This is a genomic window from Pseudonocardia alaniniphila, assembly GCF_022524485.1.
Classification (GTDB): domain Bacteria; phylum Actinomycetota; class Actinomycetes; order Mycobacteriales; family Pseudonocardiaceae; genus Pseudonocardia; species Pseudonocardia alaniniphila.
In genome coordinates, this window is the sequence record NZ_JAKXMK010000012.1 from 63,628 (window position 1) to 89,205 (window position 25,578).

The following is a 25,578-nucleotide window of genomic DNA, read 5'->3' on the forward strand; positions in this document are numbered from 1 at the left end:
CGCCAGGAAGGCGACCACCACCAGAGCTGCACGGACGACATCACCCGCACATCAGAGCACCCTCACGGCGGGCACGGCAATGGTTTAGATCACGGGTCCGCGTCCACCCGATCAAGCTGCTCCTGGCCTCCCGCGGGACAGCCGAACGTCCACAGGCTGATCGTCTCGCAGGATCTGATCGCGGCGAGAGGATCACGTGGACGGCTCCCGCTCCGAGCGGCGCTCGCCGCGGCACACCGGCCGCGGATGACCAACCCGGCCGCGGTGGCGGTTCTGCGGAGCAGGTCCGGATCTCGCAGCCCGAGCCGCTCCGGAAGGTCGGAAAGCAGGAGCAAGCCTTCGCCGTGTGACGTGAGGTGGTCAGGCAACTGCCGAAGGAACCCGGTCAGCATCGCATTTCCCCGGTCGAACACCCCGGCATCGAGGGCCGAGGTCGGCGTGCCGGGCACCCAGGGTGGGTTGCACACGACCAGATCCGCGCGACCGGCGGGAAACAGGTCGTGGCGGATGACCGTTGCCCGCTCGGCGTATCCCAGCCGATCGAGATTGTCGCGGGCGCACGCCACCGCGCGGTCCTCGATATCCGTTGCGACCACCCGGGGGATTCCGCGACTCAGCAGAATCGCGGCGAGCACGCCCGTGCCGGTGCCGATGTCGAACGCGGTCCGGGCAGACGGGAGTGGGACCTCGGCGACAAGATCCAGATAGTCAGTGCGCGTCGGCGCGAAGACCCCGTAATGCGGATGAATGCGGGCGCCGAGAGCGGGGATCATGATGCCGTTGCGACGCCATTCGTGTGCCCCGAGCACGCCTGCCAGCTCCTGAAGCGACACCACCGCCTCCGACGCCAGGTCGCGGTAGACCTCCTGGCATGCCCGGTCGATCGACGGGGCCCGCCGCAGGTCGAGCACGAAGCCAGGGTCCAGCTGAACGAGCACCGCTCCCAGCAGGCGGGACTGCTTCGCCCGATCCTGGCGTTGGCGGCGGAACTCCTCGGCCGGCGCCAGCTCGCGTCTCCGCGGGAAGCGATCGATACGGCGTCGCATCGCGGCCAGCAACTGGCGGGCGTTGTGGTAGTCACCTCGCCACAGAAGGCCTGTTCCCTCCGCCGCCATCCGGCAGGCCTTGTCGGCGCTGAGGTCGTCGCCGACGACGATCACGCGGCATGGCGGCCGATGGCCGTCGGCAGTGAGCCAGCGCGCACGCATATTCGTGCCGTGCTCTCGCCAGCTCAGGATCTGATCGTGTGACGACCTGTCGAGCATGGGAGGACTCCCGGGAGTCCAAGCGGACCGGCATCGTATCGGGCGTCGCCTGAATCGGCGGCGCGTCGCCGATCAGAAGACCCGGAAAGGGGATCCCCGTCCACGGAGATTGCGAGTGCCGATCTCCCTCACGACACCAGTGCGCGCGCGGCCCACCAGGCCAAGACGGCCAAGCCCAGCCCGGCGACGACACTGCCTGCCACGTAGGCGACGGCGACGGCGCGGGCGCGGCCCTCAAGCAGGGCGAACGCTTCGTAGCTGAAGGTGCTGTAGGTGGTCAATGCACCGCAGAACCCGACCGCGGCGGCCGCCTCCAGCGCCGGGGGGAGCGCGCTGCTGGCTCCGACCAGCGCGCCCAGCACGAACGAACCGATCATGTTGACGGCGAAGGTTCCCCACGGAAACCGTGTCCGGTGCCGGGTCTGCACCGTGCGGTCGACGACGTATCGCAGCGGCGCCCCGATCGCCGCGCCGAGTGCCACCCACAACACCTCCATCGCCGTCACCCCCCGCTTCCGGGGCGCCGCACACCCGCAAGGCGGGCGGCCAGCCTGGTCGCGCCTGCGCCGAGTGCGCATGCGAGCACGGCGAGGACCGGTGTGACGACGAGGTAGGCCAGCGCCAGACCGGGCCGGGCGCCGTCAGCGAGTGAGATGGCGTCGACCGTGTAGGTGGAGAAGGTGGTGTAGCCGCCCAGGATCCCGACCCCGAGGAATGGGCGAGCGAGGCGATGCGGCTCGACGAGCTCGGTGATGACCACCATCAGCACACCGATCAGCAGGCAACCGGAGAGGTTGATCAGCAGCGTCGCCCACGGCCATCCGCTGGGTCCGTGCGGCCACGCCAGCCCGATTCCGTAGCGGGCTTCGGCACCGATCACGCCGCCGACGGCGATCGCGCCCAGCACGTCCAGCGGATGCCCCGCGAGTTCGCGTCGCTGCGCCGGAATGCCGATGTCGACGTCCGGGTCGATGCCGCTCGCAGGCTCAGGGTCGCGGGGAACGTCGGCGCTCATTCGCACCCGCTCAATCCCGTAGCCGGCGAGCCATGTACTGGTCGTGGGAGGTGACCCGGAACGCCGCCGCGAGAACGAGGATCAGCGGTGGGAACACGGCGAGCAGCAACGTCGCACCCCTCAGCAGGCTGGTGTCGTCGAGCACGAACCCGGAGACCATGAGCGTGATCGACACCGCGAAGTACGTCCAGGCGATCCGGTCGAGCACCGTGGCCGGGGCAGGAGGTGCCCCGTGGTGCAGTCGCCGGGCCAGCGATGGGTCCTCCTGGGCGAGTCTCCGCGCGATCGCGCGCAGCGCGCGCCGCTCCCGCCGGTTCATCGACGTCGCCGTTCATATTGACTCCACCAGTGCGGATGGAGTCGGCGACAGCCGCAACTCATGGCGGTAGTAGAAACGGATAGGGCTGACATCACCACCTCCTACCCACAGAACAGCCCTGTCGGTAGGAGCCATCAGCCCAGCCGGGCGGTTGTAGGCGAGCCCCATCACCTGTGTGCTGTTCCAGACTACCCGTTCCCTCGCCTGGCATTGCCGGTGCCGACGACGATCTCGGCAGCTACGCTCTCGCCTGCTTCGATGTTGCGCACGGCGAGAGTCACCTCGGCCCCGGACGCGGCCGGCGCACGGGCGGTTTCTGGACCACGGCCCGCTTGCCGGTGAGGTCGACCCCGTGGAGAACGTCCTGTGCGGTGGTTTCGCGACCGAACGGGGTGGTGATTCGAGTCGTAACAGTCATGATTGTCCTGTTTCGAAGCGCGGCGACGGTCGACGCGCTAGCCTGAAAGTGGAGGAAGCTCCGGTCTTTTGGCGTAGCCGGATGTCCTCCACATGGCAACGAGTGTGTGCGGCCTCACCTCGACGGGCTGCAAGAGGAGGAGCACGTGGACGACCCCGCCGGACGGCCCCTTCGCGCGGACGCCCGACGCAATCGCGATCTGCTGCTCGCGTCCGCGGTGCGCGCGTTCTCCGAGAAGGGGCTCGACGCGTCGCTGGATGCGATCGCCAAGGACGCCGGTGTGGGGATCGGCACGCTCTACCGCCATTTCCCCACGCGGGAAGCGCTCATCGAGGCCGCCTACCGCAACGAGCTGGCTGCCGTCTGCGACGCGGCGTCCGATCTGCTGGAGTCGCTCCCGCCGGTGGAGGCCACGCGCGCCTGGATGGACCGCTTCATCGACTACATGACCGCGAAGATCGGCATGGCCGATGCGCTCCGCGCGGTGATCGCCTCGGGCGCCGATCCCTATGCCCACAGCCGTGAGCGGCTGAACGCCGCGATCGAGCAGTTGCTGTCGGCGGCAGCCGCCACCGGTGAGGTCCGGTCCGACGTGAAGCCGGACGACGTGCTGATCAGCGTCGGGGGCGTCGCCCTCGCGGCCGGTGATCCGGCTCGGCGTGAGCAGGCCGGGCGTCTGCTCGACCTGCTCATGGACGGCCTGCGCTACGGGGCGCCCGTGGCCCGCCCCGCACAATCGGACCAGACCGCAGGCGCCGCGCGCTGAGCGTCCTGCGGAGTCCTCGTCATCAGAGTCCGTGGCGGCGAGCCCCGAGAACGCGTTCGCTCACGGCGGCCTCCGCGAGCGCGGAGAACGGCGCCGCCGTCGTTGCTCGCACACCGCGGTCGTCGACTCCGTCGCGGGCGTGGCCCGTCATGGCGCGGCGGACGTCGTCGGCGACGAGGTCGGCGCTGATCGCGACGGCCGCGCTGTAACCGGCCGCGGCGGCGTTGATCACTCCCGCCTGCAGGTCGGTGACGTTGCCGGCCACCCACACCCCGTCCACCGCCGTGGCCCCGGTGCGGTCGGCCGGCACCACGGTGCCCAGGACGTGGTCGCCGAACTTCTGCTCCACGGTCTGCAGGCCGAGGGTGGTGAGCAGCTCGGCGCGGGCGACGAAGCGTGGGGCGACGACAACGGCCTGACAGGGAACGACCCGGCCGGTGTGCAGGCGCAGGCCGGTGATCCGGTCGTCGGCGACCTCCACCGCTGTGACCTCACCGTCCACCACGGCGATACCGCGGGCGGCGAGCCTGGTCCACTGCTCGGGGTCGAGATCGGGCGCGGTGTGCAGGAAGAGCGTCACGTCCGGGCTCCACTGCCGGAGCAGCTCCGCCTGGTGTGGTCCCGCCGGACCTGTCGCGAGCACGCCGATCGCCTGGTCGCGAACCTCCCAGCCGTGGCAGTACGGGCAGTGCAGCACGTCGCGGCCCCAGCGCTGCGCGAGCCCCGCAACGTCGGGCAGTTCGTCGACGAGGCCGGTGGTCACCAGCAGCCGTCGCGATGCCACCTGCGTGCCGTTGTCGAGGGTGAGCTCGAAGCCCCCGCCGTCGGACGCCCGGTGGGCGGCGGTCACGCGACCGGAGACGACCGTCCCGCCGTACCCGGCCACCTCCGCCCGCCCGGCGGCGGTCAGGTCCGCGGGCGGTGTGCCCTCGCGGCCGAGGTAGTTGTGTACGCCGCCGGCCGGGGCGTTGCGTGGCCTGCCCTCGTCGACCACCAGTACCGAGCGCCGGGCCCGTGCCAGGGTCAGCGCGCCGCTGAGTCCCGCAGCGCCGCCCCCGACCACCACGACGTCATAGTTCTTGTCCACCTGCGATCCCTTCCCACGTCCGGGCGGCCGACGGTGGCCACCTCGTCGGAACTCTGTGACGGGGATGCGATTTCGACAAGTTCCTTTGCGGGTATGGCAAACTGGGCGGGTGAGCGAGGACACCGCTGGGTTGGACCACGTCCTGCACGCCGTCGGGCCGCGGCTGCGGACCTTGCGTCAGCAGCGCGGAGCCACGCTGACCGAGCTGGCGGAGTCCACCGGCATCTCGATCAGCACGCTGTCACGGCTGGAGTCCGGGCAGCGCCGTCCGACACTTGAGCTGTTGCTGCCCCTGGCCAGGGCCCATCAGGTGTCGCTGGACGAGCTCGTGGACGCGCCGCCCACCGGAGACCCCCGCGTGCAGCTGCGCTCGTTGCAGCGGTGGGGCTCCACCTTCATCCCGCTCAGCAGGCGCCCGGGCGGCCTGCAGGCGTTCAAGCAGGTCATGCCGCCGAGCTGGCCCCACTGCGAGCCCGACCCGCGCGTCCACGAGGGCTACGAATGGCTCTACGTCCTCTCCGGGCGGTTGCGCCTGATCCTCGGCGAGCACGACGTGATCCTCACACCGGGCGAGGTCGCCGAGTTCGACACCCACATCCCGCACTGGTTCGGCAATCCCGGTCCGGAGCCGGCGGAGCTGCTCAGTCTCTTCGGTCCGCAGGGGGAACGTCTTCACATCCGGGCGCGTCCGACCGGCAGGTGAGACGTGGCGTCAGGCCGTGGCCGAGGCGACCTCGGCGCGCAGGATCGATGCCACGTCCGCGGGCCGGGACAGGAACGGCGAGTGCGAGGTCGGCAGCCGCAACACCCGTCCGGACCGCTGCGCCATCGCCTCCTGGGCGGCCAGCGGGATGGCGACGTCGTTCTCGCACACCACGTAGGTGCTCGGGATCGCGTGCCATGCCGCGCGCGTGAGGGGTTGGTTGATCGCCGGCCAGGACTGGTGGCCCAGCCGTGCGACAGCCGCCTGTGTCGCTGCCTCGTCGACGTCGGCGAAGAACACCTCCTCGGGACGCAGCGCGTCGAAGTAGCCCTCGGCCTCGTGCACGTCCCACCAATCGACGTTCTTGCCGCCGGCGGCGCTGAAGAGCGAGTCGCCGACATCGAGTTGGAACGAGGCCAGGTAGACGAGGCGGGAGACCTGCGCGAGACCGGCGAGGCCCTCGGTGGCCGGGACGCCGCCGTAGGAGTGCGCCACGACCACGACCGGACCCTCGATCGCCGTCACCGCCTCCTGGATCGCCGCCGCGTCGCTGTACATGTCGCCGAGCGTGGCGGCGTCGTGGCCTGACGACGGAAGCGTCACCGTCCTCGTCGCCAGATCGGGCAGCTCACGGATCACCGCGTCCCAGGCCCAGGGTCCGTGGAAGGCGCCGTGGACGAAGACGATCGTGGGTTGGGGCATTCGCGGAGCATATGTAGGCGCCGGGGATTCGGCCGTGACGCTCCTCACCAAGCTCGTAGGGTGGGCTCGTGTCCACCTCCCGGCAAGGCTGTCTCGACCTCCTCGCGCGGTTCCGGCCGCGGAATCCTGCTGAGGCCGCCGACGTGGCCAGGACTCGTGAGCTGCTGGAGGCGGCGGAGGATCCCTGGCTGCGGTCGATCCCGCTGCACGTCACGGCGTCGGCCATGATCGTGCACCCGAAGAGCGGCCGGGTCCTGCTGCGCTGGCACCAGCGGCAGCGAGCTTGGTTGCAGGTCGGTGGCCACGGTGATCCAGGGGAGATCGATCCGATGCAGGTCGCGCTGCGCGAGGGCGGCGAGGAGACGGGCCTGCACGACCTGGTTCCGTGGCCGGACGCGAGCCTCGTGCAGGTGGCGATCGTTCCGGTCAACGCCAAGGGCGACGAACCCGCTCACGAGCATGCCGACCTGCGCTTCGTGCTGGCCACCGCGGAACCCGGTGCGGTTCGCCCGGAGAAGCCGAACGCCCCGCTGCGCTGGCTCACCGTGGCGCAGGCGAACGAGGCCACCGAGCCGAACGTCCGGGAGATGCTGGCGCGCATCGAGGGGCTGCTCGCCGGCTGACCCGGCCCCGGTCGGGCGACCGGGCGCCACCGCACCGCGAAATGTTCACGCACTGTGGTCGTGATCGAGAATTGATCTTCCCTCGAACGGGTATTTGTGAACGCTCGGGTGAAACCCCGGTAATCGTTGCTCTGTGCCGTTTCTTCACGCCGCCGGGTTCGTTGTACCTCGCTGAGGAGCCAACTCAGTTTCCCGGCATGTCCGAGCCTTTCGGGATCAGTCCGGGCGTTCACCGAAAAGGGAGAAACTCGTGGCATCGGCACACAGGTCGGCTCGTACGAAGGCCTTGCGGCCCTGGCTCGGGGCGGCGCTCGCAGCCGGGGCCGCCACCGCCATGGTGGTGATGGTGGCAGCGGCGACAGCCTCTACGTCGACGGCCACCGCGTCCCCCGCGGTCGCGCAGCAGGCCGCGCCCGCACCGCCTGGTGGGGGCGCTGCGCCCGCGCCGCTCGGCCCGCTGGGTGCCCTCGTGCCGCAGCTCCCCTTGCCGCAGCTCCCACTGCCGCAGGCCAACCTGGGCCCCGTGACCCCGATCATCGGTCTGCCGATCTCCCACGTCGACGACGAGGCGAAGGCCGACGAGAAGGACAGCGTCAAGATCTACAACGCGTCCCTCGTGAACGACGACGAGGACAAGAGCTCCGAGGACAACGGGGATTACGACAAGTCCTCCGAAGCCAACGGCGACAACGAGAGCAACGACGACGCCGACAGCAAGGAATTGAGCAAGTACAACAAGGACTACAACAAGGACGACGGCGGCGACGACGACAACGGCGGGAACGACGACAACAACTCCGGCCCGGCCCCGCAGGTGTCCAACGCCCCGGTCGGCGGTGTCGCGGCCGGTGACGGAACCACGTCGCCCACCGGTTACGTGATCGGTGCCCTCGCTCTGGCCGGCATGGGTGGTGCGGCCGCCGTGACCGCCCGCCGCTCGTCCCGCCGTCGCATGGGACGTCACGAGGCCTGATGCGTCACCGTCTCGTACGCCGTCGCCCCCGTCGGATCCTGGTGAGGGTCCTGACGGGGGTGGCGACGGTCTGCGCCGTGTTCAGCCTCGGTCTCGTCGCGTGCGGGCTGGAGCCGGAGCTGGATCAACCTCCGTTGAGTGTTCCTGCGCCCGGGGCGCAGGCACCTGCCGGAGGGTCCATGGTTGCGCCGCTGGCGCACTCCGAGCCGTTGCGGATCGAGATCCCCATCCTCGGTGTGAAGTCCGACCTGATGGATCTGGGCCTGAACCGCGACGGGACGATGGAGACGCCGCCGGAGGCCTATCCCGCCGGCTGGTACACGGGATCGCCGACGCCCGGCGAAATCGGTCCGGCGATCATCGCCGGGCATGTCAACTGGTCCGGCGATCCCGGCGTGTTCGCGAAGCTGCACGAGCTCGGGCCCGGTGATCAGGTCGCCGTCGTGCGGCGTGACGGAGCGACGGTGCTGTTCCGCGTGGACCGGGTGGACAGGTACCCGAAGCACAAGTTCCCGACCCGAGCGGTGTACGGGGACATCCCCTACTCCGGCCTGCGGCTGATCACGTGCGGCGGCGACTTCGACCGCGCCGCGCACAGCTACCTCGACAACATCGTCGTCTACGCCAGCATGGTCGGCTCCGCGAAGGTCTAGCCGCCCGCGCCGCCAACTATCTGAAGTCGTGGCTTGACATCGTGACCCCGGTGGCCTCAATCTGAAGCCCTTCCTTCAGATTGGGGTCACCGTGCCCGACATGCCCTCCCGCGCCCTGGTGAGCAACGCGGCCCTTGCGGCCCTCGCTGTTCCGGCCCGGTTCGCGTTGCTCAACCACCTGCTCGCGGCGGGGCCCCGCACCGCCAGCCAATGCGCAGAGGTCGTCGGCGAGACGCCGTCGAACTGCTCGTGGCACCTGCGCGCACTGGCGAAGGTCGGGCTCGTCGAGCCGGCGCCGGAGAAGAGCGCCGACGGACGTACACGCCCATGGCGGGCCACCGCGGTCGGCTTCGACTTCTCGGGCGAGCCGGGGCCGGCGGGAGCGATCGCCAGGAACGCGCTGGCGGTCATGTCCGCGGAGTGCGGCGACGATCTCTACCGCCGCTATCTCGCGCGGCAGGAGCTGCTGCCCGAGGAATGGACCGAGGTGTCGGGCACCAGCAGCTACTCGCTCGAGCTCACGCCCGGGGAGTTGCGGGCGCTCGCCGACGCCCTCGACCAGCTGATCCGGCCCTACGTGCGCTCGATCCGCGACGATGCCCCTGCGGGGAGCGCCGTCGTCCACGTCTCGCTGCGGGCGTTCCTCAACCCCGACGCTCAGGAGCCGCAGCCGTGAACGCGGTCGCCGTGCTGCGCTCGCCGGGTGTCGCCCGGCTCGGTGGTGCCGGTCTCCTGTCCGAGGCAGGCGACTGGATGCTCTTCATCGCCCTGCCGGTGTTCGTCCTGCAGCTCAGTGGCTCGCCGCTGATCACGGCTGCCGTGTTCGCCCTCGAACTCCTGCCCACCGTGCTGGTCGGGCCGCTTGCGGGGGTGCTCATCGACCGTGTTGATCCCTGGCGGCTGATGTCCTGCGTGGCCGTGCTGCAGGCTCTCCTCCTGCTGCCGCTGCTCCTGGTCGACTCGGCTGCGGACCTGTGGTTGGTCTACGTCGTCGTGGTTGCCGAATCGGTGCTCGGGACGATCATCGAGCCGTGCCGCACGGCGACCGCTGCCTCGCTCGTGCCCGTCGGCGACCTGATGGCCGTCAACCAGTTGATGGCCGTTCTCTCCAGCGTCGCGCGGCTCGTCGGCGGGCCGGTCGGTGGGCTCGTGCTCGCACTGGGTGGCATCGACCTGGTGCTTCTCGCCGACGCCGCGACCTTCCTCGCCGCTGCCGCATTGCTCGTGCCCGGCTGCCGGGGAGCCGGCCGCCCTGCAGCGTCTGCTCGGGTGCGGCTCTTCCGTGACTGGGCGGACGGCATCGCCGTCGTGGCGAGGGTGCCCACCCTGCGACGGGCGATGGGCGTCACCGCGTGCATGGCGCTCGCACAGGGCGCGTTCGTCGTGCTGTTCGTGCTCTTCGTGTTCCGCGACCTGCACGGCAGCGAGACCGATGTCGGGCTGCTGCGCGGGGTGCAAGCTGTCGGTGCGGTCGCGGGTGGAGCGCTGCTCGGGCTCGTGAGCAGGCGGTCAGGGGTTCCCCGCCTCGTCGCGATCTCCCTGGCAGTGTTCGGCCTCGTCTCACTCCTGACGTGGAACGCGCCTGCGGTGACCACAGCCCTCGGCGTCTACGTCGGCCTCTTCATCGCGGCCGGGATACCCGGCCTGGCTGCGATGACCGGCCTGGTCGCACTCCTTCAGGAGCACTCCCCGGAAGAAGCCAGGGGCCGGGTGATGAGCACCTTCTTCGCGGTCTTCGGCGGGGTGCAGGCCCTCGGGATGCTCCTGGCAGGACTTGTGGGCACCGGAACGGGCCTGACCGTCGCCCTGCAGGTGCAGGCCGGGCTGTATCTGCTGGCGGCCGCGCTCGCCACGCGTCTCGGCGCCGGTGCGCCACGGGTCACCGGCGACGGCGGGAGTCCGGCGCGCCCACGATCCACAGCAGCGTCGACCGGCTGAGCGCGCAGGCGACGATCACCGCCTGCAGCCCGACGAGGACCGCGCCGGTCACGACGTCGACGAGCAGGCCGGACGCCGGAGGCTTCAGGACCAGCAGGATCACCAGGCCGACCGCGACAGCGACGGCCGCGACGGACAGCAGCACCCGGCCGATCGGCATCCTCCTGGTCATCGCCACGGCGCCCCAGAGCAGCACCAGCCCGCTGATCAGGGCGATCGCCGAGGGAGCCAGGTCGCCGGCACCGCTGTGCAGCATGGCCACGGTGGCGAACCCGATCAACAGCAACCCCTCGCTCGCACCCAGCGCGGCTGCCGTGAGCGGAGCGGCACGGCCGGGCCGCTTCCGGAGCGAACGATCGCTCATGCCTGTCCCTGTCGTCGGCGCCGCCACACCAGAGTGGTCGACGAGGCGCCTGCAATCGCTACGCGGCTGGCGATGATCACGTGCAGGGGTAGCTTATGCGCGCCGAGCGGCGATCACGGACTGTCCGCGTTCGCGCCCGGGGGAGCTGGGCGGTCAGCCGGTCGAGATCGCGGCCGCACGACCGGCCTGGCGGCCCGAGAACAGGCACCCGCCGAGGAACGTCCCCTCCAGCGACCGGTATCCGTGCACCCCGCCGCCACCGAACCCGGCGACCTCCCCCGCGGCGTACAGACCGGGCACGGGCTCGCCACCGGTACCCAGCACTCGGCCCGCCAGGTCCGTCTGCACCCCGCCCAGCGTCTTGCGGGTGAGGATGGCCAGGCGCACGGCGATCAGCGGACCGTTCGCCGGGTCGAGGATCTTGTGCGGCGACGCGATCCGGGACAGGCGGTCGCCGCGGTAGCGGCGGGCGGCATGGATGGCGGCGAGCTGCATGTCCTTCGTGAAGGGGTTGTCGATCTCGCGGTCGCGGGCGACGATCTGCCGTTCCAGGTCGGCGAGGTCGATCAGCGGCCCACCGGTTTCGAGGTCCGCGGTCTCGGTGTCTCCCGGGTCGCGGATCGCTCCGAGCTTGTTCATTCCCGCAACGAGTTCGGCGAGCGTGTCGGCGACGACGAAGTCGACACCCTTGTTCTTGAACGCCTCGACCGGTGCCGGCGCCCCCGGCCGGATCCGGCCCAGCGTCGCCCTGATGTCCTTCGCGGTCAGGTCGGGGTTCTGCTCCGAGCCCGAGAGCGCGAACTCCTTCTCGATGATCTTCTGGGTGAGCACCAGCCAGGAGTGGTCGTAACCGGTGTCGGTGATCGCCTTGAGCGTGCCGAGGGTGTCGAAGCTGGGGAAGTTCGGGGCGGGGAAGCGCCGGCCCCGCGCGTCGAACCAGAGCGACGAGGGCCCCGCGAGGATGCGGATCCCGTGCCGCGCCCAGATCGGGTCCCAGTTGTGGACGCCCTCCGTGTAGTGCCACATCCGGTCGCGGTTCACGAGCCGGGCACCCGCGCGCTCGCTGATCGCGAGCATCCGGCCGTCGACGTGCTCGGGCACGCCGGAGATCATGTGCCGCGGTGCCGGACCCAGTCGCGACGGCCAGTAGGCGCGCACGAGGTCGTGGTCGGCGCCGATCCCGCCCGAGGTCACGATCACGGCCTGCGCGTGCAGTTCGAACTCGCCGACCTCGGTGCGGGAGCTCGCCGTTCCCCGCGCGGCGGTGCTCGGTTCGAGGACGGCGCCGCGCACCCCGTCGACCACGCCGTGGGTGACGGTCAGGCCGTCCACCCGGTGCCGGAAGCGCAGCTCGACGACCCCCTTCGCCACCGCCTCGCGCACCCGGCGCTCGAACGGGGCCACCACACCCGGCCCGGTGCCCCAGGTGATGTGGAAGCGCGGCACGGAGTTGCCGTGCCCGTCGGCCAGATAGCCGCCCCGCTCGGCCCAGCCCACGATGGGGAACCAGCGCACCCCCTGCGCGTGCAGCCAGGACCGCTTCTCCCCGGAGGCGAAGTCCACATAGGCGGTGGCCCACTGGCGGGCCCAGAAGTCCTCGCCCGCCGGGTCGTCGACGCCGCGGTCGAAACCCGCTGTGCCCAGCCAGTCCTGCATCGCGAGGTCGAACGAGTCGTTGATGCCCATCCGGCGCTGCTCGGGGGAGTCGACGAGGAACAGGCCACCGAACGACCAGAACGCCTGCCCGCCGAGGCCCGTCTCGGGTTCCTGGTCGAGCAGCACCACCCGCTTGCCCGCATCGGCCAGTTCGGCGGTGGCGACGAGACCTGTGAGGCCCGCTCCGACCACGATGACATCAGCGACATCCGCGTCCACGCGGCAACACTCCTGGCGCGAGCGGATCGGGTCAAGATTGGCGCAACGATCGCCCGCTCAGGATCTCTGAGCGGGTATCCGCATCCGGGCCAGCGTCGCTGCGACCGTGGCGTACCCGGCCGCGGCCGCCCCTGCCACCCGCGGCGCGTCGATCGTCAGTCCGTGGACGTCGAGGTCGTGCTCCGGGGTCAGCGCCAGCAGGTGCGCGTCGCCCCGCGACGGATGGGTGACGTCGTCGAGGACGGCCAGGGCCGGGCCGTGGCGCACGCTCTCCTGGGTGATCCGCCCGAGGCCCGGCGCGAGCCGGTCCAGTGTGCGGGCCCATCGCCCCGGTCCCGTACCGGGGTCGGGCCGGCGCAGCTCGGTGCCGGTCCGGTTGAGCAGCACGAGCACGTGGGTGGCGCCGTCCCGCAGCGCGCGGAGCACCGGCACGGGCTCCGCGACCGAGCCGTCCATCCAGCGGCGCCCGTGGAACTCGACGGGCGGGCCGGCGAGCAGCGGAATCGCCGCTGTCGCCCGCAGCGCCACCTTCCACTCGTGGGGTGTGGCGGGATCGAGCGCGTGCGGCCGCAGGTCGTCGGCAGCGGTCGCCACCACCCGCAGCGGTACGGGGGTGGCGGCGAGCCGTTCCCAGTCCATCGGTTTGGAGTGCACGAGGACGTGGTCGATCAGGTGGTTCAGCGACACCACCGGACGGCGGGTCCCGAGCCGGCGCGGGTCGATGAACGCGCGGCAGGCCAGGTCCTCGAAGAAGATGTGTCCCGCACCGTGGCCGCAACCCAGCAGCAGCGAGGCGCCGATGTAGGCGCCGGCCGAGCTGCCGTAGATGACGTCGAAGCAGTCCCCGAGCCCCGCGTCCTCGAGCGCGTGGGCCATGCCGCCGGCGTAGGCGGCCCGCATGCCGCCGCCACTGATGACGAGCGCGACCCTGTTCCCGTCAGCCCGGCTGCCCCGGGCAGCGCGGCGCTGAAGCACACGGAGTACCTCGCCGTCGCCGCGGGGCGAGGGCGGGGCGCCGAGGATCGGTATCGGGTGCGTGGTCACTCTTCGAGCATTCCTCGTCACATTCCGTACGCAGATACTTACGAGCGGGTACCGCACGAGAGTGGGACGTCGTTCCCACGGCCGGGTTACATCGGTTGACCGCTCCACGTGCCGGTTTCACAGGAACGAGACTCGGCGCCGGGAGATCACGCGCATGTAGTGTCGGCCACGTGGCGCAGCTCAAGGTGGACACGGAGCCGGGCGAGGTCGGGATCGACGGGACGCGCCTTCAGCGCGTCGACTCGCACTTTCGGCGTTATGTCGATGACGGGCGACTCGCGGGCTGGACGATCGCCTTCGCGCGGCGCGGCCGGGTGGTGCATCTGAGCCACTACGGTCTGGCCGACATCGAGGCGCAGCGGCCCGTCACCGACGACACGATGTGGCGCATCTACTCGATGACCAAACCCATCACCTCCGTCGCAGCGCTGATGCTGGTGGAGCGGGGAGCGATCGAGCTCACCGATCCCGTCTCGCGCTACATCCCGGCCTTCGCCGATGCGCGCGTCTACGTGAGCGGCTCGGCTGCCAAGCCCGGCACCGTGGCCGCCACCGAGCCGGTTCGGGTCTGGCACCTGCTCACCCACACCTCCGGGCTGACCTACGGCTGGCACCACGCCCATGCCGTCGACGAGATGTACCGGGCGAAGGGCTTCGAGTTCGGAGCCCCGCGCGGGATGGACCTCGCCGGTGCGTGCGACGTGTGGGCCGGACTGCCGCTGCTGTTCCAGCCCGGCACCGAGTGGAACTACTCGGTGGCCACCGACGTCCTCGGCCGCGTGGTCGAGGTGGCTTCGGGGCAGTCGCTGGACGCGTTCTTCGCCGAGGAGATCTTCGCTCCGCTCGGCATGCAGGACACCGCCTTCTCGGTGGCGACGGAGGACCTCGACCGGCTCGCCGCCCTGTACGTGCCCAACCCCGAGGGCGGGCTGACTCGCAACTCGGCGATGGGCGACAGCGCGACGCGGACGCCGACGTTCCTCTCCGGGGGAGGCGGACTCGTCTCCACCGCCGCCGACTACCACCGCTTCACCCAGATGTTGGCGCGCGGTGGCGAGCTCGACGGCAACCGGTTGCTCGGCCCGCACACCGTGGCGTACATGGCGCGCAACCACCTGCCCGGCGGCGCCGACCTCGACCAGGTGGGACGGCCGATGTTCTCGGAGTCGCCCTACCGCGGCGTCGGCTTCGGCCTCGGCTTCTCCGTGGTCATCGACGCGGCGCAGGGCAAGGCGATCACCCACGACGGCGAGTACGCGTGGGGCGGCTTGGCGAGCACGGCTTTCTGGATCGACCCCGCCGCCGAGGTCACGGCGTTGTTCTTCACCCAGCTCATGCCCTCGAGCACCTACCCGATCCGCCCTCAGCTCCGCACGCTGATCAACCAGGCCCTTCTGGACTGATTGCCCATGTCGAACGCGCTAGCACTCACGATCCGCGTGATCGTGATCGCCGTCAGCTTGTGGGTGGCCACCCTGATCGTGCCGGGGATCGACAACACCGCCGGCACCAGCAGCAGCCGGGCCGGCACCCTGATCGTCGTCGCCCTGATCTTCGGACTCATCAACGCGGTGCTGAAGCCGCTGATCAAGGTGGTGGGCTGCCCGTTCTACGTGCTCACCCTCGGGCTGATCGGGCTCGTGGTCAACGCGCTGCTCTTCATGCTGGTCGGCTACATCGCTGAAGGGCTCGGGGTGCCGTTCCGCGTCGAGGGGTTCGGCCCCGCGTTCGTCGGCGCCATCGTGGTGGCGGTGGTCGGGTTCGTCCTCCACTTCCTCATCCCCGACCGCCTGGACCACCGGTAGAGCGCGCTACACCGGCCAGGTCTCGCGGCGGTAGCCGGCGTCCCAGAACATCCACTCGTAGCGCGACGTCGTGTGGAAGTGCCGACGCATGAGGTTGCGCTCGCCCTCGGACATCCCCTCCCCGATGCGGTCGGTGAGCGCCAGCACCGAGTCGACGACGGCCTGGAAGTCCTCGCTGCCGTACATCGCGATCCAGCGGGCGTACAGCGGGTCGGGCGAGCTGCGCGCCAGCAGTTCCTCTCCGACCCGCGCGTAGATCCAGTAGCAGGGCAGGACCGCACCCACCGCTTCGGCGAACGACCCGCCGAGAGCCGACGCCATCATGTAGCTCACGTACGCCTGTGTCGTGGGGGCGATCGGCTCGAGTGCCGCCTCCTCCGATGTGGTGCCCATCTCGCCCATGAGGGTCGCGTGCAGGTCCCGCTCGGCGGCGACCGCCGCGGCGGCGTGCGAGGCGAACATCACGGTGCCGTCCTCGTCGGGCGCCTTGGCCGCGCACACCGCGAGGGCCTTCGCATAGCCGCGCAGGTAGTGCGCGTCCTGCACGATGTAGTGGCGGAACGACTCCCGGGGAAGGGTGCCGTCCGTCAGCCCCGCGATGAACGGGTGGGCGAGGATCGCGGCGTAGATGTCCTCGATGTCGGACCAGAGCACGTCGCGAGTGCGCTCGGCGGAGCGGGTCGGGGTCATGCGGATCACGCTACGGGCGTAGACGAGTGGTGCGGAACAACTCGTTTCGACGCCGCGCCGCGGGGGACACCTCAACCTCAGGCTTCGGCGCCTGGATGTGGCACACACCACGGGACGCCGAGTCACCTTCCGGACACCCGAGGTTCGTCGCGACGTGAGATGTCAGTCACTCTTCAGTTTCGATCGACCGGGCGGGTTCCACCATGGGTGCCTTACCGGGTGGCGACTCAGCGCTGAGAGCGCGCCGGACCGCACTTACCCCGGAGGAGAGCGCCAGCATGGTCCCCGTCCCCATGGATCACCACGACAAGATGCGGCTGCGGGCTGCCGCGTTCCGTGCCACTCGGCTCTACCCCGGCCCGGTCGGCGAGCTGCTCTCGCGTGAGTTGCTCACGTGGGAGGAGTTCGGGTACCGGCTAGGCGGTAGCCAGCTCGTGATGCGCCTGGTCGACCATGTGCTCCAGTCCCCGATCACCCAGACCGAGGCGGCCTGATCATCAGGGCCCGCTCCGGTCGTACGTGGCCGTGACGGTCGCGTTCGCTCCGGCCGGGATTCCGTCGACCAGTGCGCCGGCGGTGGCCGCCACCACGAGCAATGCCGTGAGCATCACGAGCGTGCCCATGCGTCCGATCACGTCGAGGGCGCGCGCCAGTGGCGTGAGCTGTCGGCGGTGCCTGCCGCCCGGCTCGCCCGGGAGGGGGCGCGACCGGACGGTGGCGCCGCCGTCGTCGGAGGATGCAGCGGGCATGCGACCACCGGCTTCGTGAGCAGGGACAGGTGACGACCGCCATGCCGCTGATGCGGTGGCGGTCGGGTGTCCGGTCCGGTGCGCGCATGCCGGGTGTCCGTACGAACGGGACATCGCTGCTGGCGGGCCATCCGTTAACGGCGGGTCACTCGTCAGTGGCGCTGCGCTGCTGCTCACCCCGGGTTGCAGCAGCGCCGTCCCGCTGCGACCACAGCGGGTGAGAGCGGCGCTGCCGCACTCGCGGGTGCCTCAGCGGAGCCGGTCGCGCAGCTCCCGCTTGAGCACCTTGCCCGCAGCCGACACCGGGATCTCCTCCACGAGGTGCACCTCGCGGAGCCGCTTATACGGCAGCACCTGCTCGTTGACGGCGTTCATGACCGCGGCGGCGCCGTCCTCGTCCAGCCCGGGGGCCACGACGAAGGCCACCGGCAGCTCACCGACCAGCGGGTCGGGCCGCCCGACCACCGCGGCACCCACCACGCCGTTCTGCATGAAGAGGAGCTCCTCCAGCTCCCTCGGGTACACGTTGTAGCCCTTGTAGAGCAGCATGTCCTTCTTGCGGTCGACGATCGACAGGTAGCCGTCCTCGTCGAGCACACCGATGTCGCCGGTGCGCAGCCAGCCGTCCACGAGCGCGGCGGCGTTCTCCTCCGGCCTGTCCTTGTAGCCGATCATCACCTGCGGGCCCCGGATGCACACCTCGCCCGCCTCGCCCGTGGGAAGCGGCGCGACGTCGGCGCCCGCGGGGTCGACGACGCGGATCTCGGTGTCGGCCACCGGCGTGCCGACGGTGCCGACCTTGCGTACGCCGGACCGCCAGCCGGGCCCGATCGTGGCGCCCATCGTCACCTCGGTGAGCCCGTAGCCCTCGCAGATCACGACGTCGTCGCCGAACCGGCGCTGCAACGCCTGGATCATCTCGACGGGGAGCGGCGCGGCTCCGGAGGAGATGCCGCGGACGGAGGTCAGATCGCGCGTGGCGAATTCGGGATGGCGCAGCAGGGCGCCGAAAAGCGGCGGAGCACCGCCCATGCCCGTGACGCGGAAACGCTCGGCGTCGGCGAGGTAGGCACCCGGGTCGAACCGCTCGTGCAGCACGGTGGTGCTGCCGCTCAGCAACGGGACGTTGAGACCGCCGATCGTGCCCATGGCGTGGAACCAGGGCGTGAGGTTGATGCCGGTGCCGGTGCCCAGGCGCACCGGGTACTCCTCGACGGGCGCCTGCTGGTCGAGCACGAGACCGCCGAGCTCGTCCAGGGCGGGTAGCGAGCCGCTGCCGCGGCAGGCGTACTGCAGCGAGTTGACCACCACGTTGCGGTGCGGCAGCTGCACGCCCTTCGACCGGCCCGTGGTGCCGCCGGTGTAGGCGATGTGGGCCAGGTCGTGGTGGATGTCGATCGGTACGCCGGGATCGGCGGTGGGCGCGTCGGCGTGGAAGGCCTCGAAGTCCTGCGCACCGGCGACGGCGTCGAGCGCCACGCGGTGGGTGGGGTCGATCGCCTGTTCGCGATCGGTGACGAGGACGAGCCGGACCGCTGTGTGTGCCTGTACCGCGGCCAGCGCCGGAGCGGCAGGCGCCCACGTCACCGCCGCCACCGCACCGCAGTCGGCCAGCTGGGCCGCGAGGTCGGCAGGCGGCAGCAGCGGGTTGGTGGGCGAGAACGTGGCCCCGGCCAGCAGGACGCCGTAGTAGGCGATGGGGTACTGCGGGCAGTTGGGGAGATGGATGGCGACAACGTCGCCCCGGCCCACACCGGCCGCGCGCAGGGCGTTGGCGAACGCGCAGGCCCGCTCGTGGAGCTGGGCGAACGACAGCTCGCGGTCCACGAAGTGCACGGCGGTGCGATCGCCGAAGCGACGTGCGGAGCCGGCGAGCACCGCCCCGACCGGCACCTCCGGGTAGTCCAGCGTGGCGGGGGTGGGATCGAGAGCGGCTTCCGTCATCGGACGCCACCGGGGGTGAACGCGACCGGCAGCCGCTTGATGCCGTTGATGAACATCGACTGCAGGCGATCCGGCTGGGCGGTGGCGTGGATGTCGGGAACCCGGGTGAGCAGCTCGCGGAACATCACCGACATCTCCCGGCGTGCCAGGTGGGCACCCAGGCAGAAGTGCGGACCGGGGCCGCCGAACCCGACGTGTGGGTTGGGCGAGCGTCGGACGTCGAACATGTCCGGGTCGGCGAAGTGCGCAGGGTCGCGGTTGGCCGCCCAGTAGAAGAGCACCACCTTGTCACCCTCGCTCATCGCCTGGCCGCCGAGCACCGTGTCGGAGGCCACGGTGCGGCGCATGAAGATCACCGGAGACGCCCAGCGCACGATCTCCTCCACCGCGGTGGGAGTGACGCCGTCGATGTCGGCGAGCCAGGCGGCGCGCTGGTCGGGATTCTCGGTGAGCAGGTGCAGCCCCCAGCTGATGGCGTTGCGGGTGGTCTCGTTGCCCGCCACGACCAGCAGGATGAAGAAGGACGCGAGCTCGTCGGGTGTGAGCCGCTCGCCGTCGATCTCGGCGTTGACCAGCGCGGACGTGACGTCGTCGGTGGGCTTCTCGGTGCGCAGCCTGCCCAGGTCGCGCATCAGTTCGGCCAGCTCTCCGCCGGCCGTCAGGATCGCGGTGACGATGTTGTCGGCGTCGGGGACGTAGTCGGGGTCGCCGGCGCCCAGGATGATGTTCGACCGGTGGTAGACGAACTCGTACTGGCTCTCCGGCACGCCCATCATGTCGCAGACGATCTTCAGGGGCAGCCGAGCGGAGATCGCCGTGACGGCGTCGCACTCGCCTGCGTCGATCACGTCGTCGACGATGGTGCGCGCCGTGCGCTGCACGTCGTCGGTGAGGGCGCCGAGCCGCTTGGGCGTGAACCCGCGGGAGACGATCCGCCGTAGTCGGGCGTGGCGTGGGTCGTCCATGCCGATCATCGACCCGAAGAACTCGATGAACTCCGGCGGGAAGTCGGCGATCGACGTGGAGCCCTTGCCCGATGTGAAGAGGCCCGGAGTGCGGCTGGCCGTCAGGAGGTCGTCGAGCCGCGTGACGGCCCAGAAGCCCGCTCCGCGGGGAAGGTACGCCTGCTGTGGCTCCTGATAGAACGCGATCGGCTCCTGCTCACGGAGCGCGGCGAAGGCCGCGGCCCGCTCCGCGACCGGCAATGTCCAGAAGCCCGAGATGTCGGACAGGTCTGGGCGTCCGGTCCAGGTGCTGCCCTCGGCGGCAGTGCTCGTGGGTGCCAACGCTGAGCCTCCTCACGGATGGGTGAGCGCGATCACCCACACCCTAGAGATCGTCAACAACGGCTCAAGGGTCCACCCGCGCCATCTCACGGTCTGCGGGTGCCAGCAGGCCACGCGCGTACGCGACGCTGACCGCCTCCGTGCGACTGCTCGCTCCGAGCTTGGCCATCACGCGGGACAGGTGGACGCTCACCGTCTTCTCACTGATGAACAGTTCGGCGCCGGCCTGCCGGTTGGTGCGCCCGGCCGCGACCAGTCCGAGCACGGCCCGCTCCCGCGGCGTGAGGGGGTCGGGATCGACGGACGCGGGACGGGCGTCGGGGGCGTCCAGCAGGACCCCGGCGCGGGCGGCGAGCTCTCGGACGGCGGTGGCCAGCGGCGTGGCGGCGAGCCGTTCGGCGGCAGCCAGCGCGGCGCGCAGGTCGGGCGCGACCTCCCCGTGCGGTGCTCCGGTGGCGAGGGTCGCCTCGGCCCGGCGCAGCAGCGCATACGCCTGCCGGTAGCCGTGGACCTCGTCGGCGGAGGGCTCGCCGTGCGGCGTGCACGTCTCGTAGGCGAAGGCGCTGACGAGGCTGCTCCACACCGAAGGGTCGGGTGGCCCGATGATCCTGGTGAACTCGGCCCGCGCCCGGCACAACCACGCCCTGCCCTCGGGACCGAGGGCGCCGGCCCGCGGCAGCCCGTTGGACGCCGCATGTTCTGCCGCGGCGAGCAGCGCGCGTGCGGCTGCGGCGACGTCATCGGCGGGCATCTGACCGGAGGCGGCGATCTCGGCCTGCGCTGCCACTCCGAGCGCGGCCAGCATGATGCCGCCGAGATGGGGTGCAAGCTGGGCATAAGGGCCGCTCTCGAGCCCGGCCAGCGCCTCCGTGACGAGTTCCGCCGCCTCTGCGGGCCGCCCCTGCCAGAGCGCGGCCTCCGCACCCGTCTGGCCGACGAGCATGATCACCTGCTCGTCGACCGGAGCGGAATCGCGCAGCTCCGCTAAACGCCTGCCGGCGGACTCGAAGCGGCCCCGGGCCACGGCGGTGAGCAGCCCCGCGGCTGCGAGCCTGCTCGCGACCGTGGCCGACACCGACTCCCCGGCGAGCTCCGCTGCGGCCTCGGCCGCATCCCAGTCGCCGCGCTGGAACCGGGCGATGACGTGGGCGACCCGCAGCTCCAACCCGTAGCCGCCCCACGTGGTGCCGGTGGCGGCGGCACGCTCCTCGCCCGCGGCGAACTCGTCGCCGGCTTGGGCGAGCCGCCCCTCGTCGAGGAACGAGATGCCCAGGGCGTAGTACGCGCGCAGCTCCACCCCGAGGTTGGCGGAACGCCGGGCGAGCGGTATCGCCTCGCCGAGCAGCCGGCGGGCCCGCTCCGGGTCGCCGCCGTACTCCGCGCACACCGCGAGCGTGACGAGCGCGTCGGCGGTGGCACCGGCGGCCATGACGTCATCAGCGGGTCTCCCGTGGGCGACCTCGAGAGCCGCTTCCGCCTGCTCTCGGGCCTCCGCGAGGTTGTCGAGCCTGCCCAGCACCCGTGCCAGTACTGCGTGCGCCCAGGCCAGGGTGCTGGACGGCGGCAGGTCGGCCACGAGCTCGAGGGCGTGCCTCGCCACCTCGAGCGCCTCGTGCTCCCGGCCACTCAGATCCAGCAGGCGCCAGGCGTATCGCCGGGCGATCGCCGAGGTGAGCTTCGGATCGCCGCGCTGCTCGGCGAGTTCGAGCGCGCGGCGCCCGAGCGCGATGCCCCGGTCCGGGTCGCCGGTGGCGCTGGCCGCCCCCGCGGCCCAGCGGGTGACCGTGCCCTCGTCGATCCCGGCCACCGTCTCGGCGTCGGGCACGACGGGCCAGAGCTCCATCGCGCGCTCCGCGTGGAGCAGCACCTCGGCCGGTGCCTCGCGGTCGTTGGCCTCGTTGGCCGCCTGCACGGACGCGGCGAGCGCGAGCGGAAGATCGTGGCCCGCCATCGCGTGGTGGGCGAGCTCGGCAGCGTGGCCGGGCGCGGCGGCCCGCTGGGGAGCGTCGGCCTCGGCGAGCAGCCCGGCGTAGGCGGCGTGGAGCCGGCTGCGCTCGCCGGGCAGCAGCTCGTGGTAGATCGCCTCGCGCAGCAGGGCGTGGCGGAAGACGTAGGCGTCGTCGGTGGTGATCCCGTCGGATTCGCCGCCGGCCACCAGAACGTGGTGGGTCACAGCCTCGCGCAGCGCCTGTTCCAGCTCGTCGACGGTGAGTCCGGACACCGCGGAGAGGCGGCCGTGGTCGACCCGCCGCCCGGCGACGGACGCGATGCGTAGCACACGCTGGGTGGTGGGGGCGAGGCCTTCGACACGTGCCAGCAGCACCTCGGCGAGCCCGTGGGGCAGCCCGTCGGAACATGCGGTGACGAGCTCCTCGGCGAAGAACGCGTTGCCCTCGCAACGGCGGGCGACCCGGTGGAGCATCGGCTCGGACAGGCTCCCGTCGGCGAGCAGCCGCACCAGCTCGAGCGCCTCCTCCGCGCCGAGCGGGGCGACGTCCACCCGTTCCACCGCCGGCAGGCGCACGAGCTCCGACAGAACCGGGCGCAGCGGATGGCGCCGGTGGAGATCATCCGCGCGGTAGGTGGCCAGCACGACCAGCCGCTGGCCGGTGAGCCGCGACAGCAGGAAGACCAGCAGATCGCGGCTGGAGCGGTCGGCCCAGTGGAGATCCTCCACCACGAGCAGGGCCGGGCTGGTGGCCGTGAGGCCGTCGAGCGCGGAGAGAACGGCGTCGAACACCCGCAGCTGGCCCAGATCGCGGTCCTCGCCGTTCTGCGTGCCGCGCGGGTAGCCGCCGGGCAGCAGGTGGCGCATGGCCGGATGGTCGGCGACCAGCTCGGGATGTGCGGTGGCGAGCGCTCCGACGATCTCGGTGAACGGCAGGTAGGGGAGTGCGGACTCGGCAGTGTCGATGCAGCGGCCGAGCAGCACCGTGAACCCGGCTGCCGCAGCGCGCTCGACCGTCTCCGCCACCAGCCGCGACTTGCCCACTCCGGCGTCCCCCGACAACAGCACGCCAGTGGGCCGGCCGGTGGCGGCACGGTCGAGCGCGGTGGCGAGTGCCGAGATCTCGGGCCTTCGGCCCACCAACCCGATCCCGACCCCCAGCCGCGCCACGCCGGTCATCGTGACACGGAGTACCGACGGTTTGCGCCTTCATTGCCGTGTGCACGATTCGGCTCAGCGCGATCATCGGCTGCCGCCTCCGGCTCGGGTGGGCGTGGTGGTTCGACCGGAGGCGGCACGGCCGCCGCGGCCCGCCGCCGAGCGGCCTTGGCCAGCTTGGCGAGCCGGAAGTGCTCGGCGTCGGCGATCAGGGCGCGGCGGTGGTGCTCGGCGTCGGCGAGGCTGTGGGACAGGTTGATGAGCATGCATCGAGCATCGGGCTGAGGCCCCTGCCCGGACATCGGACGATCACGTCGTCGTGGGCCCCTACGGGTGAGGAGCGCCGGGGTAAGGCGGCCGGGGCCCTTACTCGGGCGGGAGCAGGCCGCGCTGGTAGGCCCGCACCAGTCGGCGCGGCACCAGCATCCGGCGCCCCGCCACGGTGATCGGCACCAGGTCGGGCGCCTGCAACTTCCACTGTGCGCGGCGGCTGCGCGTGTTCGACCGTGATGTACGGCGCTTGGGCACGGCCATCAGGACTCCTCCTTCTCTCCGTGTGCGGACGAGGCGATCAGTTCGGCAGGGGCCGGGCAGGCGGGTGCGCCCGCTGCGGTGTCCCACCAGGCGAACGGGTCGGGGAACGCACGCCACGCCTCCTCGCCCGCTGCCAGTTCGGCGTCGGTGAGCAGTGCCGCGTTCAGCGCGGCGGCGATCTCCGCGTGGTCGGCGTCGTACGTGATCGCCACCACGTCCTGGGCGCGGTCGCCGAACTGCGGATCCCAGGCCAGCGACGCCAGTGCCGTGCGCTCGGGCGGCGCCTGCTCCCATGCGGCGGCGTCGGCCCCGGCCAGCCACTCACCGGCGTACCCCAGCTGGAGGCCGCCTCCCGCCGACTCCAGCCACAACACCGCCTCCGGCCGGGTCGCGAGCCAGACGCGGCCCCGCGTGCGGACGACCCCGTCGAGCAGCACGTCCATCGCCTCGTGGAGCCGCTCGGGGTGGAACGGCCTGCGCGCGCTGAAGAGCAGCAGCTGCACCCCGCAGTCGCGGGCGAGCGGCGGGTGTCCGCGCAGCAGCGGCGCGTGGACGTTGTCGGGGCGGCCGCGGCGCGCCGGGCGTGCCGCGCCGGTCAGGAAGACCCGCTCGTCGAGTTCGGCCAGCCGCAACCGCGCAGCTGCCGGGGCGAGCCGGGTCAGCACCGCCTCGGTCCGGGCCAGCGTCCACGCGTCGGCGGTGCCGGTGTGCACGAGCAGGTCGGCGAACTCGGCCTGCCCGACCGCCACCTGCGCGACGGTCCGCTCGTCGTCGGGCAGCTCGCTCATCCTGCGCTCGGCGAGCCCGTCGTCGCCCGTGGCGTCGGCGAGCCACTTGCCGCTGTCGATGCACGTGACGACGCCCAGCAGATCGGCGCCGTCGGCGATCGTGCCCCCGTCGGCCAGGTGCAGCAGCGAGAAGCAGACGTGCTCGGGTTCGAGCGCCGGATCCAGGTGCAGCACGACCCGGTGGGCCGGTCCGGCCAGGACGCGCAGCAGATCCTCGCGCACGGTGCACGACAGGCAGCCGTGGACGAGCTCGAGTTCGGTGCTCTCGTCCGCGTCGCCGGCGCGCAGCCGCCGGTGGACGAGCCCCGAGCCGACGTCGCGCAGGTCGTGATGCAGGACGGCGACGGAGGGGTCGAGCGCGCGGATCCGGGCGATCACGGCTTCGACCCCTGACGTGTGCAGTCCGGCGAGTATCAGGAGCTCTGGTCGTGTCACGGGCTTCCTCCTCCGGTCGGTGGGCATGTTCGGCGATGCGCTAGCGTTAGCCTAGATGAAAATGGATGTCGTTACTGGAAGGGGTGGGCATGGCTCGAAACGAGCTCCGGCCGATCGTGAAGATGCGGTCGACCGCAGGCACCGGCACCACGTACGTCACGCGCAAGAACAGGCGCAACGACCCGGACAGGCTGGTGTTACGCAAGTACGACCCGGCCGTGCGGCGGCACGTCGAGTTCCGTGAGGAGCGCTGAGGTGGCCGTCCGATCGCAACGCCCGCCCAGGCGCAAGGCGAACCCGCTGCACGCGAAGAAGGTGGCGGAGGTCGACTGGAAGGACACGGCGCTGCTGCGCACGTTCATCTCCGACCGAGGCAAGATCCGTGCCCGCCGGGTGACCGGCCTGACGCCGCAGCAGCAGCGGCGGGTCGCCGTCGCGATCCGCAATGCGCGCGAGATGGCCCTGCTGCCCTACCCCAACTCAGGGCGCGGGTGAC

Annotated in this window: 29 protein-coding genes and 1 riboswitch; of the genes, 12 read left to right on the top strand and 17 right to left on the bottom strand. The window is 71.3% G+C overall.

From position 1 onward, the window contains the following. Nucleotides 1–89 precede the first annotated feature (89 nt). The 4 genes from MMF94_RS15420 to MMF94_RS15435 all read right to left on the bottom strand — a co-directional run bounded on the left by MMF94_RS15420 (nt 90) and on the right by MMF94_RS15435 (nt 2,599). Entirely contained in the window at nt 90–1,265 is a 1,176-nt protein-coding gene (locus MMF94_RS15420) for a methyltransferase (RefSeq protein ID WP_241037244.1), read from the bottom strand. A gap of 128 nt (nt 1,266–1,393) precedes the next feature. After that, nucleotides 1,394–1,762: a fluoride efflux transporter CrcB gene (crcB, locus tag MMF94_RS15425; protein WP_241037246.1), complete on the bottom strand. Its 369-nt coding sequence runs from the start codon at nt 1,760–1,762 to the stop codon at nt 1,394–1,396. Between the two features lie 5 nt (nt 1,763–1,767). Next, nucleotides 1,768–2,280: a fluoride efflux transporter FluC gene (locus tag MMF94_RS15430; protein WP_338104215.1), complete on the bottom strand. Its 513-nt coding sequence runs from the start codon at nt 2,278–2,280 to the stop codon at nt 1,768–1,770. A 10-nt stretch (nt 2,281–2,290) separates the two neighbouring features. Next, on the bottom strand, nt 2,291–2,599 hold the full coding sequence (locus MMF94_RS15435) for a DUF3040 domain-containing protein (RefSeq protein ID WP_241037247.1): 309 nt from the start codon (nt 2,597–2,599) through the stop codon (nt 2,291–2,293). A gap of 118 nt (nt 2,600–2,717) precedes the next feature. Continuing rightward, nucleotides 2,718–2,780, bottom strand: a riboswitch (Fluoride riboswitch). 382 nt (nt 2,781–3,162) lie between these two features. Between MMF94_RS15435 and MMF94_RS15440 the strand changes: the two genes are divergently transcribed. Beyond that, on the top strand, nt 3,163–3,783 hold the full coding sequence (locus tag MMF94_RS15440; RefSeq protein WP_241037249.1) for a TetR/AcrR family transcriptional regulator: 621 nt from the start codon (nt 3,163–3,165) through the stop codon (nt 3,781–3,783). 22 nt (nt 3,784–3,805) lie between these two features. Here MMF94_RS15440 and MMF94_RS15445 read toward each other — a convergent pair whose 3' ends face one another. Next, nucleotides 3,806–4,870 (bottom strand): NAD(P)/FAD-dependent oxidoreductase, encoded by a 1,065-nt coding sequence (locus tag MMF94_RS15445; RefSeq protein WP_241037251.1) that lies wholly within the window; start codon nt 4,868–4,870, stop codon nt 3,806–3,808. Nucleotides 4,871–5,000: 130 nt separating this feature from the next. Here MMF94_RS15445 and MMF94_RS15450 point away from each other — a divergent pair, with 130 nt between their 5' ends. Next, complete coding sequence (locus tag MMF94_RS15450) at nt 5,001–5,573, top strand: helix-turn-helix domain-containing protein (RefSeq protein WP_379660390.1); 573 nt, start codon at nt 5,001–5,003, stop codon at nt 5,571–5,573. Between the two features lie 9 nt (nt 5,574–5,582). On the opposite strand, the gene MMF94_RS15455 is transcribed toward MMF94_RS15450, so the two are convergent. Further along, nucleotides 5,583–6,275 carry an alpha/beta hydrolase gene (locus MMF94_RS15455; protein ID WP_241037254.1) on the bottom strand — a complete coding sequence of 231 codons (693 nt, stop codon included), beginning with the start codon at nt 6,273–6,275 and terminating at the stop codon, nt 5,583–5,585. 68 nt (nt 6,276–6,343) lie between these two features. On the opposite strand from MMF94_RS15455, the gene MMF94_RS15460 reads away from it, so the two are divergent. From MMF94_RS15460 to MMF94_RS15480, 5 genes are all read left to right on the top strand, one after another. Next, nucleotides 6,344–6,898 (top strand): NUDIX hydrolase, encoded by a 555-nt coding sequence (locus MMF94_RS15460; RefSeq protein WP_241037255.1) that lies wholly within the window; start codon nt 6,344–6,346, stop codon nt 6,896–6,898. Between the two features lie 250 nt (nt 6,899–7,148). Beyond that, complete coding sequence (locus MMF94_RS15465; RefSeq protein WP_241037258.1) at nt 7,149–7,871, top strand: hypothetical protein; 723 nt, start codon at nt 7,149–7,151, stop codon at nt 7,869–7,871. Nucleotides 7,872–7,912: 41 nt separating this feature from the next. Then, a complete protein-coding gene (locus MMF94_RS15470) occupies nt 7,913–8,524 on the top strand; it encodes a class F sortase (protein ID WP_241037261.1) in 612 nt (203 codons plus the stop codon). 100 nt (nt 8,525–8,624) lie between these two features. Next, nucleotides 8,625–9,200, top strand: a complete 576-nt coding sequence (locus MMF94_RS15475) for a helix-turn-helix domain-containing protein (protein WP_241037263.1) — start codon at nt 8,625–8,627, stop codon at nt 9,198–9,200. Then, complete coding sequence (locus tag MMF94_RS15480) at nt 9,197–10,462, top strand: MFS transporter (RefSeq protein ID WP_241037265.1); 1,266 nt, start codon at nt 9,197–9,199, stop codon at nt 10,460–10,462. The genes MMF94_RS15475 and MMF94_RS15480 overlap by 4 nt, the downstream gene beginning before the upstream one ends. Here the strand turns inward: MMF94_RS15480 and MMF94_RS15485 are convergent. From MMF94_RS15485 to MMF94_RS15495, 3 genes are all read right to left on the bottom strand, one after another. Then, a complete protein-coding gene (locus MMF94_RS15485) occupies nt 10,404–10,826 on the bottom strand; it encodes a hypothetical protein (protein WP_241037267.1) in 423 nt (140 codons plus the stop codon). The two genes, MMF94_RS15480 and MMF94_RS15485, sit on opposite strands and share 59 nt — an antisense overlap. A gap of 153 nt (nt 10,827–10,979) precedes the next feature. Next, nucleotides 10,980–12,701: an FAD-binding dehydrogenase gene (locus MMF94_RS15490; protein WP_241037268.1), complete on the bottom strand. Its 1,722-nt coding sequence runs from the start codon at nt 12,699–12,701 to the stop codon at nt 10,980–10,982. A 57-nt stretch (nt 12,702–12,758) separates the two neighbouring features. Next, nucleotides 12,759–13,745: a patatin-like phospholipase family protein gene (locus MMF94_RS15495; protein ID WP_241037270.1), complete on the bottom strand. Its 987-nt coding sequence runs from the start codon at nt 13,743–13,745 to the stop codon at nt 12,759–12,761. A 170-nt stretch (nt 13,746–13,915) separates the two neighbouring features. Here MMF94_RS15495 and MMF94_RS15500 point away from each other — a divergent pair, with 170 nt between their 5' ends. After that, on the top strand, nt 13,916–15,148 hold the full coding sequence (locus tag MMF94_RS15500; RefSeq protein WP_241037271.1) for a serine hydrolase domain-containing protein: 1,233 nt from the start codon (nt 13,916–13,918) through the stop codon (nt 15,146–15,148). A 6-nt stretch (nt 15,149–15,154) separates the two neighbouring features. Then, nucleotides 15,155–15,550 carry a phage holin family protein gene (locus MMF94_RS15505; RefSeq protein WP_241037273.1) on the top strand — a complete coding sequence of 132 codons (396 nt, stop codon included), beginning with the start codon at nt 15,155–15,157 and terminating at the stop codon, nt 15,548–15,550. 6 nt (nt 15,551–15,556) lie between these two features. On the opposite strand, the gene tenA is transcribed toward MMF94_RS15505, so the two are convergent. Further along, nucleotides 15,557–16,240 carry a thiaminase II gene (tenA, locus tag MMF94_RS15510; RefSeq protein WP_241037274.1) on the bottom strand — a complete coding sequence of 228 codons (684 nt, stop codon included), beginning with the start codon at nt 16,238–16,240 and terminating at the stop codon, nt 15,557–15,559. 278 nt (nt 16,241–16,518) lie between these two features. Here tenA and MMF94_RS15515 point away from each other — a divergent pair, with 278 nt between their 5' ends. Continuing rightward, nucleotides 16,519–16,734, top strand: a complete 216-nt coding sequence (locus tag MMF94_RS15515) for a hypothetical protein (RefSeq protein ID WP_241037276.1) — start codon at nt 16,519–16,521, stop codon at nt 16,732–16,734. Between the two features lie 3 nt (nt 16,735–16,737). On the opposite strand, the gene MMF94_RS15520 is transcribed toward MMF94_RS15515, so the two are convergent. The 7 genes from MMF94_RS15520 to mrf form a co-directional block, all read right to left on the bottom strand. After that, nucleotides 16,738–16,989, bottom strand: a complete 252-nt coding sequence (locus MMF94_RS15520; RefSeq protein WP_241037279.1) for a hypothetical protein — start codon at nt 16,987–16,989, stop codon at nt 16,738–16,740. Between the two features lie 249 nt (nt 16,990–17,238). After that, nucleotides 17,239–18,933, bottom strand: coding sequence for a class I adenylate-forming enzyme family protein (locus MMF94_RS15525; protein WP_241037282.1), 1,695 nt, complete (start codon nt 18,931–18,933; stop codon nt 17,239–17,241). Then, nucleotides 18,930–20,219 carry a cytochrome P450 gene (locus MMF94_RS15530; protein WP_241037284.1) on the bottom strand — a complete coding sequence of 430 codons (1,290 nt, stop codon included), beginning with the start codon at nt 20,217–20,219 and terminating at the stop codon, nt 18,930–18,932. The genes MMF94_RS15525 and MMF94_RS15530 overlap by 4 nt, the downstream gene beginning before the upstream one ends. Nucleotides 20,220–20,283: 64 nt before the next feature. Then, a complete protein-coding gene (locus MMF94_RS15535; protein ID WP_241037286.1) occupies nt 20,284–23,346 on the bottom strand; it encodes a helix-turn-helix transcriptional regulator in 3,063 nt (1,020 codons plus the stop codon). Then, nucleotides 23,343–23,591, bottom strand: coding sequence for a hypothetical protein (locus MMF94_RS15540; RefSeq protein WP_241037288.1), 249 nt, complete (start codon nt 23,589–23,591; stop codon nt 23,343–23,345). The genes MMF94_RS15535 and MMF94_RS15540 overlap by 4 nt, the downstream gene beginning before the upstream one ends. Before the next feature lie 100 nt (nt 23,592–23,691). Continuing rightward, the gene (gene rpmF / locus MMF94_RS15545; RefSeq protein WP_241037290.1) at nt 23,692–23,859 is read right to left on the bottom strand and encodes a 50S ribosomal protein L32; all 168 of its coding nucleotides are present in this window, start codon (nt 23,857–23,859) and stop codon (nt 23,692–23,694) included. Beyond that, nucleotides 23,859–25,082, bottom strand: coding sequence for a ribosome hibernation factor-recruiting GTPase MRF (mrf, locus tag MMF94_RS15550; protein WP_241037292.1), 1,224 nt, complete (start codon nt 25,080–25,082; stop codon nt 23,859–23,861). Before mrf ends, rpmF begins: the two co-directional genes overlap by 1 nt. An 89-nt stretch (nt 25,083–25,171) precedes the next feature. Here mrf and rpmG point away from each other — a divergent pair, with 89 nt between their 5' ends. Together rpmG and rpsR are read left to right on the top strand one after the other, a co-directional pair. After that, nucleotides 25,172–25,336 (top strand): 50S ribosomal protein L33, encoded by a 165-nt coding sequence (rpmG, locus tag MMF94_RS15555; protein WP_241037294.1) that lies wholly within the window; start codon nt 25,172–25,174, stop codon nt 25,334–25,336. A 1-nt stretch (nt 25,337) separates the two neighbouring features. After that, the gene (rpsR, locus tag MMF94_RS15560; RefSeq protein WP_241037296.1) at nt 25,338–25,577 is read left to right on the top strand and encodes a 30S ribosomal protein S18; all 240 of its coding nucleotides are present in this window, start codon (nt 25,338–25,340) and stop codon (nt 25,575–25,577) included. Nucleotide 25,578: the final 1 nt, after the last annotated feature.

Excerpts from the sequence above, each read along its gene's own strand:
- MMF94_RS15420 (WP_241037244.1), bottom strand. The coding sequence starts at position 1,265 with ATGCTCGACAGGTCGTCACACGATCAGATCCTGAGCTGGCGAGAGCAC.
- crcB (WP_241037246.1), bottom strand. The coding sequence starts at position 1,762 with ATGGAGGTGTTGTGGGTGGCACTCGGCGCGGCGATCGGGGCGCCGCTG.
- MMF94_RS15430 (WP_338104215.1), bottom strand. The coding sequence starts at position 2,280 with ATGAGCGCCGACGTTCCCCGCGACCCTGAGCCTGCGAGCGGCATCGAC.
- MMF94_RS15435 (WP_241037247.1), bottom strand. The coding sequence starts at position 2,599 with ATGAACCGGCGGGAGCGGCGCGCGCTGCGCGCGATCGCGCGGAGACTC.
- MMF94_RS15455 (WP_241037254.1), bottom strand. The coding sequence starts at position 6,275 with ATGCCCCAACCCACGATCGTCTTCGTCCACGGCGCCTTCCACGGACCC.
- MMF94_RS15475 (WP_241037263.1), top strand. The coding sequence starts at position 8,625 with ATGCCCTCCCGCGCCCTGGTGAGCAACGCGGCCCTTGCGGCCCTCGCT.
- MMF94_RS15485 (WP_241037267.1), bottom strand. The coding sequence starts at position 10,826 with ATGAGCGATCGTTCGCTCCGGAAGCGGCCCGGCCGTGCCGCTCCGCTC.
- MMF94_RS15505 (WP_241037273.1), top strand. The coding sequence starts at position 15,155 with ATGTCGAACGCGCTAGCACTCACGATCCGCGTGATCGTGATCGCCGTC.
- tenA (WP_241037274.1), bottom strand. The coding sequence starts at position 16,240 with ATGACCCCGACCCGCTCCGCCGAGCGCACTCGCGACGTGCTCTGGTCC.
- MMF94_RS15515 (WP_241037276.1), top strand. The coding sequence starts at position 16,519 with ATGGTCCCCGTCCCCATGGATCACCACGACAAGATGCGGCTGCGGGCT.
- MMF94_RS15520 (WP_241037279.1), bottom strand. The coding sequence starts at position 16,989 with ATGCCCGCTGCATCCTCCGACGACGGCGGCGCCACCGTCCGGTCGCGC.
- MMF94_RS15525 (WP_241037282.1), bottom strand. The coding sequence starts at position 18,933 with ATGACGGAAGCCGCTCTCGATCCCACCCCCGCCACGCTGGACTACCCG.
- MMF94_RS15535 (WP_241037286.1), bottom strand. The coding sequence starts at position 23,346 with ATGACCGGCGTGGCGCGGCTGGGGGTCGGGATCGGGTTGGTGGGCCGA.
- MMF94_RS15540 (WP_241037288.1), bottom strand. The coding sequence starts at position 23,591 with ATGCTCATCAACCTGTCCCACAGCCTCGCCGACGCCGAGCACCACCGC.
- rpmF (WP_241037290.1), bottom strand. The coding sequence starts at position 23,859 with ATGGCCGTGCCCAAGCGCCGTACATCACGGTCGAACACGCGCAGCCGC.
- rpmG (WP_241037294.1), top strand. The coding sequence starts at position 25,172 with ATGGCTCGAAACGAGCTCCGGCCGATCGTGAAGATGCGGTCGACCGCA.